14 protein-coding genes are annotated in these 11,858 nt (G+C 39.1%); 5 read left to right on the forward strand and 9 right to left on the reverse strand.

Annotated features, from left to right (window positions below; translation table 11 throughout):
- Positions 1–3 precede the first annotated feature (3 nt).
- Complete coding sequence (locus EHQ49_RS05760; protein ID WP_135577201.1) at positions 4–1,047, forward strand: hypothetical protein; 1,044 nt, start codon at positions 4–6, stop codon at positions 1,045–1,047.
- Here the strand turns inward: EHQ49_RS05760 and EHQ49_RS05765 are convergent.
- The 3 genes from EHQ49_RS05765 to EHQ49_RS05775 are packed head-to-tail and all read right to left on the reverse strand — an operon-like array spanning position 1,009 to position 2,875.
- A complete protein-coding gene (locus EHQ49_RS05765) occupies positions 1,009–1,194 on the reverse strand; it encodes a DUF5808 domain-containing protein (RefSeq protein ID WP_002975080.1) in 186 nt (61 codons plus the stop codon). The genes EHQ49_RS05760 and EHQ49_RS05765 overlap by 39 nt on opposite strands.
- A 27-nt stretch (positions 1,195–1,221) precedes the next feature.
- A complete protein-coding gene (gene carA, locus EHQ49_RS05770) occupies positions 1,222–2,307 on the reverse strand; it encodes a glutamine-hydrolyzing carbamoyl-phosphate synthase small subunit (RefSeq protein ID WP_135577772.1) in 1,086 nt (361 codons plus the stop codon).
- A gap of 46 nt (positions 2,308–2,353) precedes the next feature.
- Positions 2,354–2,875: a hypothetical protein gene (locus tag EHQ49_RS05775; RefSeq protein ID WP_135577203.1), complete on the reverse strand. Its 522-nt coding sequence runs from the start codon at positions 2,873–2,875 to the stop codon at positions 2,354–2,356.
- Positions 2,876–3,099: 224 nt separating this feature from the next.
- Between EHQ49_RS05775 and EHQ49_RS05780 the strand changes: the two genes are divergently transcribed.
- Positions 3,100–4,026 carry a porin OmpL1 gene (locus tag EHQ49_RS05780; protein ID WP_135577205.1) on the forward strand — a complete coding sequence of 309 codons (927 nt, stop codon included), beginning with the start codon at positions 3,100–3,102 and terminating at the stop codon, positions 4,024–4,026.
- A gap of 120 nt (positions 4,027–4,146) precedes the next feature.
- Here the strand turns inward: EHQ49_RS05780 and EHQ49_RS05785 are convergent, their stop codons facing one another.
- The 4 genes from EHQ49_RS05785 to EHQ49_RS05800 are packed head-to-tail and all read right to left on the reverse strand — an operon-like array spanning position 4,147 to position 7,168.
- The gene (locus EHQ49_RS05785) at positions 4,147–4,443 is read right to left on the reverse strand and encodes a 4a-hydroxytetrahydrobiopterin dehydratase (RefSeq protein ID WP_135577207.1); all 297 of its coding nucleotides are present in this window, start codon (positions 4,441–4,443) and stop codon (positions 4,147–4,149) included.
- A complete protein-coding gene (locus EHQ49_RS05790; RefSeq protein ID WP_135577209.1) occupies positions 4,440–5,327 on the reverse strand; it encodes a DMT family transporter in 888 nt (295 codons plus the stop codon). The genes EHQ49_RS05785 and EHQ49_RS05790 overlap by 4 nt, the downstream gene beginning before the upstream one ends.
- Positions 5,317–5,982, reverse strand: coding sequence for a uracil-DNA glycosylase (gene ung / locus EHQ49_RS05795; protein WP_135577211.1), 666 nt, complete (start codon positions 5,980–5,982; stop codon positions 5,317–5,319). Before ung ends, EHQ49_RS05790 begins: the two co-directional genes overlap by 11 nt.
- Positions 5,963–7,168, reverse strand: a complete 1,206-nt coding sequence (locus EHQ49_RS05800) for a hypothetical protein (RefSeq protein WP_135577213.1) — start codon at positions 7,166–7,168, stop codon at positions 5,963–5,965. The genes ung and EHQ49_RS05800 overlap by 20 nt, the downstream gene beginning before the upstream one ends.
- A 42-nt stretch (positions 7,169–7,210) precedes the next feature.
- On the opposite strand from EHQ49_RS05800, the gene EHQ49_RS05805 reads away from it, so the two are divergent.
- Entirely contained in the window at positions 7,211–8,125 is a 915-nt protein-coding gene (locus tag EHQ49_RS05805; RefSeq protein ID WP_135577215.1) for a DMT family transporter, read from the forward strand.
- 37 nt (positions 8,126–8,162) lie between these two features.
- Here EHQ49_RS05805 and EHQ49_RS05810 read toward each other — a convergent pair whose 3' ends face one another.
- Together EHQ49_RS05810 and EHQ49_RS05815 are read right to left on the reverse strand one after the other, a co-directional pair.
- Complete coding sequence (locus EHQ49_RS05810) at positions 8,163–9,221, reverse strand: AI-2E family transporter (RefSeq protein WP_135577217.1); 1,059 nt, start codon at positions 9,219–9,221, stop codon at positions 8,163–8,165.
- A complete protein-coding gene (locus tag EHQ49_RS05815) occupies positions 9,218–9,739 on the reverse strand; it encodes a cyclic nucleotide-binding domain-containing protein (protein ID WP_100791304.1) in 522 nt (173 codons plus the stop codon). Before EHQ49_RS05815 ends, EHQ49_RS05810 begins: the two co-directional genes overlap by 4 nt.
- 59 nt (positions 9,740–9,798) lie before the next feature.
- Between EHQ49_RS05815 and bioD the strand changes: the two genes are divergently transcribed.
- Both bioD and bioA read left to right on the forward strand, forming a co-directional pair.
- Positions 9,799–10,491 (forward strand): dethiobiotin synthase, encoded by a 693-nt coding sequence (gene bioD / locus EHQ49_RS05820; RefSeq protein ID WP_135577219.1) that lies wholly within the window; start codon positions 9,799–9,801, stop codon positions 10,489–10,491.
- Positions 10,481–11,794, forward strand: a complete 1,314-nt coding sequence (bioA, locus tag EHQ49_RS05825) for an adenosylmethionine--8-amino-7-oxononanoate transaminase (RefSeq protein ID WP_135577221.1) — start codon at positions 10,481–10,483, stop codon at positions 11,792–11,794. Before bioD ends, bioA begins: the two co-directional genes overlap by 11 nt.
- The last annotated feature ends 64 nt before the right edge of the window (positions 11,795–11,858 follow it).

Raw genomic sequence — 11,858 nt, forward strand, 5'->3', positions numbered from 1 at the left:
TTTATGAAAACACGTTATTTTATTTCTACTTTGATATTCCTTTCACTTTTTATGCACCTCACAATTGAATGGATCATTCCATTTTGTGAAACCACCTCTGCCTATTGGTATTTAGCGAAAGAGCGCCATTATTCTGAAAAAACAAAAGTTCTTGTGTTCGGTGATAGCCAAATTGTAAGTGGGGTCTCTCCCTCATTGGTTGCAGAGTTGGAAGGAGTGTCCTTGGAAGAAGTTTTATATCTTCCCAAACCAAGTGAACAACCGGAAGGAATCCTAAATGAATCCTTGGAATTAATTCCTAACCTTCCTAATTTAAAAAAAATCTATGTAAACCTCTCTCCCTTAAACACAAGTAAAAATTCGATTACGGATGCTCATAAACAATTGTTCCTTGCTTTTGGAAATTTTAATGGAAACACTATCCTCCATCCTCTTTTACGCAGAGCTTATTTTTCAAACCTAACGGATATAAGCTGGAAAGTAATTGTTGAAATTTTTCCTTATTTTGGAATTAGTTCTAATATCAATAGATATGTTTATGATAAGAGCACTCAAATGGATCTTTCCCAAAGAAAAGAAGAGTTTCTTTCCATCAAACAAAGTATGGAGAAAGAAAAAGGGTCTTGGGTTTGGAAATCGATCGGCAATGACCCCACCCTAAATGAATCAGAAGAGTTCCCCAATTTAAATACAGCGATACTTGCAGGAAGAAGAGAACTTTCGATGTCAATTTGGTCGGAATGTTTGCAGGTTTGGGAAAAACAAAATTTAGATGTGGTTTTTCTTCGGATTCCTTTTTCACCAAAAATGGAAAAGGACATTTTACAGACTAAAGCAGATGTTGTTGGAGAGGAATTTTTAAAAACCGTTTTGGTTGGTCCTCATAGAAGTAAAGTAGTGGTTTTAGATTTTAAATCAGTGTTTTTGAATGAGTATCAGTATTTTGCGGACTTAACACATCTCAACCAAAAAGGAAGAGATGCGTTGTCTTCGATTTTGAAAAAGAAACTATTTGATTACACCCACTCGTCGTCCGAGGGCATGTAAGTTGATTCCCCAACCAAGACCAAAAAATTGTTTTGGTGTTAGGATTTCCTCAGTGCTAGGATCCCAAATATCTTTTACAAATGCTTCAGCAGTGATTTCGGTTCCGTAAGGAATTCCCCAGAAATTTTTATCTTCATTATATGACATGAACTAACCTCCGTAATTTACCAAATCTTAGGATTTGGAGGATTCTACCATAGTATAAAATTCTTGAAAATGATAGGCTGAATCGTGAGGACCAGGACTTGCTTCCGGATGGTACTGGACTGCCATGACCGGTAGGCCCGTAGTTTTAAGCCCTGCAACCGTATGATCAAAAAGATTGATTCTTGTGATTGGCATTTCACCTGAAGATTCACCTAACACATGGAAACCATGGTTTTGAGATGTGATTTCAATTTTGCCAGTCTCCTCGTTTCGAACCGGATGGTTTCCTCCACGATGACCAAACTTAAGTTTGGCTGTCTTTTTCCCAAGTGCAAGGCCTATAATTTGATGGCCTAAACAAATTCCAAAGAGTGGTTTCTTTGCATCCATAATGGCTTTTGCAGAAGCGATGGCATAATCGAGTGGGGCTGGATCCCCAGGACCATTGGAGAGAAAGTAGGCATCAAAACCATCTTTCAGTAAATCTTCCGCTTTCGTTTTTGCTGGAAAAACATGGACGTTGAATCCAGCGGAGTCGAGAAGTTTGAGAATATTACGTTTGATTCCGAAATCGTAAACTGCAAGTTTAAACTTACTAGGAGAGTGAGCACCAAATAAATATGGTTTTTCGCAAGTAACCACTTGAGCAAGGTCTTGGCCTTCCATAGAAGGGGCGTTTTTCACTGCTTCTAAAAAAGAGTCTTCGTAAGTTTCGCTAATAAAGATTCCGCAGGACATTGCTCCTGAGTCTCGAATAATACGCGTTAGTTTTCGCGTATCAATCCCTTCAATCGCAGGCACTCCAAACCGAATTAAAAACTCGCTCAGTGTTTCTTTGGATTGGAAGTTGGATGGTCGTTTGACGTATTCTTTTACGATCAAACCTGAAGCCTGGATCCTGTCGGATTCCATATCGTCTGGATTGATTCCATAATTCCCAATCATTGGGTAAGTGAGTGTCACGAGTTGGCCTTTGTAGGAAGGATCAGTAATGATTTCCTGATAACCTGCCATAGAGGTGTTAAAGACCACCTCACCAATCGAATTCTTATTTGCACCGAAGGATCGGCCCTTCATGACCGTTCCGTTTGCTAAAACCAAAAAAGCCTGCATCAAATCCATTCCAAAGAATCGAGTCCTAATGACGAACAAAAATTCATCAGTCTTTTACGTAATAACGTTTTATCCGGTCGTAGTGGTAGTCTCCTTCAATTTCTACGGTTTTCATTTGAGATAGGGATTCTGCCATTTCTTTTGCCAAAGAGGGCTCAATCGTTAGATACGTTCGGCGCCCGCGGACCAAATAAACAATCTGGCCCGACTCTCCATCGGCTTCGATCACTTGCCCTTGGATCCTTTTGGACTGAGGTGTTGGTGAACTCACAGAAACTTGGTATTTTTGGAAAATATGGGGTCGTCCCACACAAACCCAAACATCAGAAGTGGGGGAAAGTTGTCTGGCCTTTCCTTCAATATGCCTTTTTTCAAACGGTTGGTTGCCGAGAGCAAGCCTCATGGTATCGGCATCGCAGAAGATGATCTTTTCTCTGAGGTTTGTATGATCCAGATAACGGAATTGCGGTTCTGGACCTTTTGCATCCCAATGCACCAATTCGCCGGAAAAACGGACTACCTTTCGCTCAAGGGCAAAGAGGTCGCCTGAAAACAGAACAAAAAGCAAGAACAATCTGCAAATAAGGAAAACTTGTTGGGAAGGCATTAGACTCATTCGAAATACCACATTTAACACAATTTTCGTTTAGATTTAACAATTTTATTTGACAAATCCTAGAAGAACGACTAGTTTCATTGCAATTGTCGGTATGAACGGCTGCTCACTAGCATTCGTTTGTCCACAGGTACGAAAAAAAATTCAGGAAACACTCACTAAGGAGTAATCATCGCATGCTGAAATCTCTACGTTTTGGAATGATGGGGTTCTTACTTTTGTGCTTAGCAGGTAGCTTAAGCGCACAATCAGGTCCTCGTTCTTATTTTATGATCGGTCTTGGAGCTCAATTTGACCTAGCTCAACTCGGCGGAACTATCACTAAAGATGGTCTTGATTCCGGTAACCCTCGGGTAACTGCTTCTGGAGCACCTTACGGAACTCCTCAAAAAGCAATCTATGCAGAAAACACATTGATCAGCTTAAAGAGAACGACTGGTGGTGTTGTTGGTGCAAAAACTAGCGGAGCTATGGTTGGTGGAAACGTTAACGTAGGTTACGAAAAAGAAGGGATCTTTGGAATCAATAGCCTTTTTTGGAGAATCAACGTAAACTACACTACAAAAATCGCTGGTGGTGATACTTCTTCTACTGTAATGGGTTACAAATGGTTAGACCAAGAGTGGCACTATACTGCTTGGACTGTTCCTACTTATCTTGGTATCAAATTGTATAACGCTGCAAACGACACAGCGGTTTATATTGGTGCTGGTGTGAACTACTTTCAAGGATGGTGGGGAGTTTCTGGATCTATCAACGCTCCAGCTCTTCAAGGTTTCACAGCAGGTCTTGGTCGTGATGGTGGTCCATTGTTAGGTGCTGGTGGTGGAACACTTCTTGGTGATGCTCCAAACCCTGGAGTTTACAAAGAAAACGTACGTTTTGGTGCAAGTGGAATCGGTTTAAACTGGTTAGTTGGTGCTCAAACAAAAATCACTGACAAAGGTCACCTTTTCTTCGAATTGGAAACTATCCTTTCCGCAGGAATGGGAGTTGGTGGAGTATCGTCAGTCGGTGGAGCTTCTGCTCTTGCTCCTTGGGTTGCATACCCAGTGGTTATCGGTGGACAAACTTACCGCGTAGGTTACAAAATCGAGATCTAATCAGTTCTTAACTGAAAGATCTAAAAGCCGGTGTTGGATTCCAACTCCGGCTTTTTTTATGCCCGGACAAAATTTGAAACTTACAGGTTTTTTAATAAAAGTGAATGTCTAAGAGGATCATCAATCCATCAGTTTGGTAATAAAATCTTTATCTCTTGTGGTCAATGAATGGGTCTCATGCGTAAAAAGTTTGAGTCGTACTTTGTTGTAGGTGTTCCAAATTTCGGCATGGTGGTCGAGGGCCTCAGAGACTAAGGCTAATTTGGCAATCAAGCCAAAGGCATCTTTGAAGTTTCGGAATTCTTTGTAAAAAATAAAAAAGGAAAGATTCCCTTCTGTTTCTAATTTCCAATCCCCATAAGTTTGTAAGAGGGTGTCTATTTCGGATTTCGTAAGGTTTTTGGGAATTTCTCTCATGGTTTAAGCCTTCGTTTGTGGAATACAATCAAATACAATCCGAATAGAATGAGGGCCGCCCCTAAAAGTTTTTGACTATCAATAGGTTCTTTCATAAACAGAATCCCAACAAACATTAAAAAGATGGGTTCGATAAGAAGGGTTGCGTTTAGTTTACTAATTGGTAAATAGTTATGTGCTTCGAAGTAAAATGCCCTTCCTAAAAAATATCCAAGTAGTGAGAATAAACCAAGGACGATTATAATTGAAAATTCGGGAATATGAAATGAACCAATGTAAAAAGAGTATAAAAAGAAAAACAAACTCAATAACAAAAGGCGTAAATAAGCGTATTCTAAACCTAAAATTTCAGGAACGTATTTTTTGATCATATAACTTTGAATCGCAAATAGAAAAGCACTACATAAAATACAAAATGCAGAAACAACTTTGATTTGTCCTTCTAATGTGGAGATCATATAGATTCCGATAATTGCAATGGCGATCCCAAAAACTTCGGTTTTTTTTAATCGTTCTCCTAGAAAAAAAACACCGAGTAACACATTATATAAAACGGTTGTTTTGATCAGGATGGCCGCAGGACCCAAATCCGTTTGTTTCAGTGCATAATAATACAAAACAATACCAACGGCATTAGAGATAGTTCCTAGTGTAAGAATAATTCCATCTCGCCTGATGGTTGTTATTACCTTTAATCTTCTTTTTTCAGAAAACAAAAAATAAGGAGTGACTACCAAAAAAGAAAACCCAACTCCGAAGAGTGCTGCAATTTCTGGTTCCGTGTTGTAGTTTCGAAAAATTTCTTTAAAACCGATGACTTCTAAAGCAAAGAACACCCCGGTTAAAAATACAAAGAAATATCCTTTTTTTTCATTACCAGTCAATGGGTTCTTTTCCTTGGGAAATTAAGTATTCGTTGGTTTTCGAAAAATGTTTGTTCCCTAAAAATCCTCTGTAGGCAGAAAGGGGGGATGGATGAGCAGACTTTAAAATGAAATGTTTGTTTGGTGGGATTAACATTTCTTTTTTCTGTGCAAAAGCACCCCATAATAAAAAGACGATATTTGACTTTTTTTCTGCCAGAATTTTTATCGCGGCATCGGTAAATTCTTCCCACCCTCTGTTTTGGTGAGAACCTGCTTTGTCTTTTTGTACAGTAAGAGTGGCATTGAGAAGAAGCACTCCTTGGTTTGCTAAACGAGTTAAGTCTCCTGATTTTGGAGTAGGTTTTTGTAAGTCTTCTCCAATTTCTTTAAATATGTTTTGTAAAGAAGGAGGAAAAGGAACACCATCATTCACAGAAAAACAAAGGCCATGAGCCTGGCCTGGGCCATGGTATGGATCTTGGCCGAGAATCACTACCTTAACTTTCTCAAAAGGACAAGAGTCAAAAGCATTAAAAATTAATTTTGCCGGTGGGAATACAACCTTAGATTTGTATTCCTCTCTGATCCATTCTCTTAACGCAGAAAAATAAGGTTTTTCAAATTCTGATTGTAAAACTTCTTTCCATCCAGATTCAATTTGTACGTCTTTCAATTCTCCCCTCCGAATGAAAGTATAATACTCGTAAGTCGATTCCTCCATGTGTGACATGGATTGTTTTTTTAGAGAAATTACGTAATTCCCTCATACAATCACTCCATTTTTCCTCAGTGGGACAAAGAATGAATCCAATGAGTTTGGGTTTGTTTTTTGTGAGTTTTAAAAGTTCTTCCAAACGTTTACCGATTTTGGAATACAGTTTTTCTTCTGGTTCTGTCCTTTCGTGTTTTCGAAATCCATAAGGTGGGTTTAGTGGCAAAAAGTAATGGGACGTTTCTGATTCAGGTTCTGGCAAAACAGGAAAGGTTCTAAAAAAATCAGAAATACTATAATCCCAATCGGTTAATTGGATTGTTTTTCCCCAATTTTTGAATTCTTCCAACCAATAACTTTCTAAAGCAGGATCCGTATCTTGGATGACGATAGGTGTAGAGTAGGAAGTGGACTTCTCTTTTTGTTTCTTTTTATAATGGTCTAATGATTTTTCAGGAAACAAAACCATCTTCTGAAATAAAAAACCTCTTGGTAAAGAAAGGAGAGTTGTTTTGTTAGCTTGTAACGCCCATTCGGTGGCAAAGGTCAGGGTCCCGGCAAAAGGAATGTAAAGTGCTGCCACTTCTTCTTTCGGAACTAGAAAATATTCGAAACATTGTTGAATTAGAATTTGTGTTAGGTCTTCGGGAACGGGAGCACTGGTTGGGAAGTTGGCTTTGATTCCTCGTTTGTAACCTGGTTCTCCAAGAATAGAAAGAGATACCGTGATTTCATCTTCAAAGTAACTGATGTGAAGGTTTTCCTTGATCTCGTAGAATTTGATGTTAGTGTCAGTAAACAAAGGTTTTGCGACATGAACCGCTTCTGTCAGGATTCTATCCCATTCTGCTTCTCTCACTTCGGAGGATTTGTCCCAATCGTTTGTTTTTGCAATAACAAGGCGGATATCTCGAAAACAAAGCCCATGAAACAGAAGATAGGCGATTTGATGAGAATTGGTATTTTCTAGTTTGATTTTTTCGGCAAAAACACGAACATTGGGGTCCGGTTGGTTTGGTAAGGGGACCGAATTTAAAATTTCTTTGACTTGTTCGCCAACCCAAGTCGCGGTTCCCGGTGGGAAATATAACTCCCAATTCAAAGTGGTCCCGGTTTGTGGTTTTCGGATTCTAAATTTCCAATTCATCTTTTCCTTGCTCTGGACCTTTCATTCAAGAGATTGACTCATATGTCCAGGATCTTCACTCCGGAATTCTTTTTGGTGATTGCCGCCATTCTTTGGGGTGGAACCTTTGTGGTCATCAAACTTGCACTGGATTCGGTGCCCCCCTTTCTATTTTTAGCAGTCCGGTTTTGGCTTGCCGGAATCATCACTTTACTGCTTTACCGAAAGACTTTGTTTTCCAAAGCAAACAGACGTTGGGACTATATTTTCCCAGCTTTCCTTGTGGCATTGGCAGCCCTTTTGGGTTATGCTTTCCAAACCATTGGGCTTGTTTATACCACAGCCACTCAGTCTGGTTTTATGACGGGTGCTTATGTTATTTTTGTTCCTTTATTACAAATTGCCATCGAAAGAAAATTACCTTCAGTCCGCACCTGGGTTGCCGTTTTGATTGTTGTTTTGGGGTTATTTCTCATTTCACAAAACGGAAAATCATATGAAGAAATTCTTCAATCCACTGGTTTTGGGTTAGGTGATGGGCTTACATTAATCGGTGCTTTTTTCTTTGCCATCTATATCATACTCATTGATATTTTTAGTAAAAAAATTCCTGCACAAATTCTGGTTTCCTTTGAAATCTTACTCATTGCGATTGTTTCGACTACTTTGTTCCCAGTGGAATCTGTTTTTTTAAACCAACCTATCTCCATCCAACTTGATTTAAAATTTTGGATCGGGATCATCTATACATCAATTTTTGCTACGATTTTTACAACGCAGATTCAAACCAGATACCAAAAAGCTGTTCCTCCAGCAAGAGCCGGATTGTTGTATAGTATGGAGCCAGTATTTTCATTCTTTCTCGCTTATTTGATATTAGGTGAAAGATTGGGGGTGGTAGGTGCGATTGGATCTGGCCTTACCTTATTCGGTATTTTATTCTCCGAAATGGGTAAGTGGAACAAAAGGGAAGAATGATTTTTTAAAAAAATTTTCCCTTTAAGGCCGAATCCAATTAGATGATTTGGTGTTCTTTGAGTGCGTGGTAGAGAATCCCAATCGTTACCTTAAGAATTGATAAAACAGGAATGGCTAGTAACATTCCAAAAATCCCAAAGAAATTTCCTCCCACAGCAATCCCAATTAATATCGCTAGCGGATGTAATGAAACCGCATTGGCAATCACTACAGGTTGTACAATGGCATTGTCCACTAACTGAGCAACAACAACAACGGAAGCAATGGAACCAATGGATGGTGACATTTCTGGGAAAAGAATCGAAAACAAAATGGGTGGGACGGCACCTACCAGCGGTCCTAAATAAGGAATGGAATTTGCTACGCCCAGAAAGATTCCAAATAGGAAAAAGAATTTTACTCCAACTATATAAAATCCAAGTGATGCGACAATTGCCATGATTCCGCATTGGATCACTAAACTTTTTAAGTAACTTGTGATTTGTTGGTTCATTCGATAAAATACCATAAGAAACATTTCAAAAAAACGATTAGGTATAAAACTAATCATTGTTTTGTAAATCAAATTGGCATCCAAAAGTAAAAAGAAACTGATGATGGGGATTATGATCATCCAACTGATAAAAGTAGGAATCATTACAACGATCCCTCTTAAAAATTCTTCTAAATTGTTCGTTGCCATTTTAGCAACTTCTTCAGGGTTGATGATTTTTTTCCATAGTTCTGGATTTTTAGAAAGTACAGGTAGTTTATTAAAATCAATTAACTGAAAATTTGGATCTTCCATTTTGACAGACCATTCTGATACAATGGGTTGCGCCTTTTCAAAAAGATTCGGTAAATAAAATGCTAAAAACCAATAAGCACCAGCAATCAAGATTGAAAAGATAATGATGATTGTAATCGCTCGATGGACTCCTCTCGATTCAAAATAGTCTACAATTCCATGGAAAATATAAAAATGAATTCCTGAAATGAGTAGAGGGATCGCTAAAAACTTAACACCTATGATTCCGATGAGCGCTGTGAGTATGATCAGCCCAAAAAAAGCACTACGCAAAATTAAGGAAGAGATAGTATTTTCTTTAGTAATCATTTTGTTTTATTTTTTTTGCTTTTGAAGTAAGCGGCCTCTAATGTATCATTTGTTTTGCGAAGTCTATCTGCAATGATAGAGGCAAAACTTAATAATAAGTCGTTTCCTACTCTCGGTTTTGTTTCTAAAAGAGTTTTTAATTCGGGTTGGAAAAAACCAAGTAAGATAGAATCAACAAGGGCCACAGCTGTTGCAGATCTTGGGAAATCTTGGAAGAGGGCTAACTCGCCAAAAAAAGCACCTTTTTCTAGTTCGGCGAGTTTTAAGGTAACACCTTCTCTCTCTGAATAAATCTCTACCTTACCTTGTAAGATGAGATAAACTCCCGTTCCAGCTTGGCCTTGGTAAAAGATGGTTTCACCTGCATAATACTTACGTTTGTGGATGAGTCTTGCGACTTCGCGTAAGGTTCTACGTGACATACCTTCGAAGATTGCGGTTTCGCGTAAAAAATGTGAAATCTCGGTTATCGGATTTTCGTCACGTTTGAGAATGGATTTCCAAAGGGGAAGTTGCATAGAGCCTCTCCTATATAAATCGGATAGACGGGGTCCGGAATTGATAAAACTTGATCCGTATGGGCCAAGCTTTTTACGTAGCGGGAACCGGAACGGACATAGGTAAGACTTTTTTCTCAAGCCTCTTTATGGCCAAATATGCCGAAAACTACGGATTTCGGTATTGGAAACCCATCCAAACCGGAATTACCGGCCTCAGTGATACCGAATTTGTCCAAAAAACAACAGCTTTGCCCGATTCCTTCTTTTTAAAACCCGTGTACGAATTTGCAGCCCCCGCAAGTCCACATTATGCCGCCAAACAAGAAGGAAAAACTTTAGATCCGAAGTACCTTTTGAACGCACTGGCAAAAGAAAGAAATACAAATACACTTATCGAAGGAGCCGGCGGAGTTTTGGTCCCTTGGACTGAGGACTACCTAGCTGTCAAAGGAATTCAGGAGAGTAACTTCCCTGTTGTTGTTGTCGGTTCTACGGAGCTTGGAACCATCAATCATACTTTACTCACTTTAGAAGTACTAACCAGTCGGTTCATTCCGGTTCTTGGTTTTTACTTAGTTGGATCTAAAAACGAATTACAAGCTGATAATGCAGAAATTATACAGCGATTAGGTGGTGCACCGTGTTTAGGAGTTACCAATTTCCCGGAACAAAAACTTTCTCCCAAAGAATTTATTTCCTTTTCCAACGAATCATTTGATACCAAACGTAATTTAATGGAAACCCTACTAAGTCCAGACGATGAAGGTTAATCCTATCCATACATATACTTGGGTTCCGTTAACCATCCAAGAGGAGGAGGAAAGTATACTCGGTATTGTCAAAGCAGAAGCTGAGTTCGTTACTGATTCTGAAGGGAACCGCTGGATTGATGCCATTGCCAGTTGGTGGACGATGATTTTTGGACACCGCCATCCGCGGTTAGTTGCCGCACTTTATAAACAAATGGAAGAATTGGATCATGTGATGCTTGCAGGACACATTCACCCTGCCGCTGAGTCTTTGTCTAAATCTTTATTAGAACTCACAAACTTTGATTTTCATAAAGTTTTCTATTCAGATAACGGATCAAATGCGATTGAAATTGCCTTAAAATTGGCCATTCAATATTATCAGAACCATCCAGATCTTTCACCTAGGTCAGAGTTCCTAGTTTTTTCCAATTCCTATCATGGGGATAGTATTGGAGCCATGAATGTTTCTGGAAAAAATTACTTTAACCGTATCTTTTCCGATTTAAGGTTTCCTACCAAAGAATTCCCAGCTCCCAATTGTAAACATTGTCCTTGGGGAAAAGTTGCAAGCAGTTGTTCTACGGAATGTTTAAATGATTTAGAATTAGAAATCAAACAAAAGAATTATGTGGGGATTGTGATCGAACCTTTGGTATTTGGCGCCAATGGAATGTTATTCTATGATCAAAAAGTTTTAGTAAAACTAAGAGAACTTGCTACACTAACTCATACCCTCCTTATTTTTGATGAAGTTTTTACAGGAATGGGGAGACTCGGCACGGCGTTCGCGTACCAAAAGGCAGAAACAAAACCCGATATACTTGTGATGGCAAAGGGACTGACCGGGGGAATGATACCTCTCGGAGCAACTCTTGTCTCCGAATTCATTTACAAACAGTTTATTTCAAAAGACCCCTATCGTGCTTTTTTCCACGCACATACGATGACGGGAAACCCTTTGGCATGTAGCGTTGGTTATGCGTCAGTTCAACTTTTAAAAGAAGTTGGATTCGAACTTGTGAAACAATTGGAGGTCTCTTTGCAAAATCGGATAGAACCGTTCCAAAGAAAACTCGGAAAACGAATCGAAAATGTCCGAGTGATGGGTGGGATTTTTGCTTTTGAATATCAGGAGAAAATTGCCGAAGACGAATATTTAAATCCTGTTGGAAAAAGAATCCGTGAGAGAATGAAAGAATTTCGAATCCTTCTAAGACCACTCGGACGCACCATCTATATCACTCCGCCTTATTCCATTTCCGAAACCTCCCTCGATCAAATCTTTTTGGCTTTGGAACAAACTCTCCTTGAGTTTCCCTGAATCAGATTGAGACTAAATATACGAAGCGATTTTCTTCGTTTACACAGGCTCCGGCAGTCCAGAA

The organism is Leptospira perdikensis (assembly GCF_004769575.1).
Taxonomy (GTDB): Bacteria; Spirochaetota; Leptospiria; order Leptospirales; family Leptospiraceae; genus Leptospira_A; species Leptospira_A perdikensis.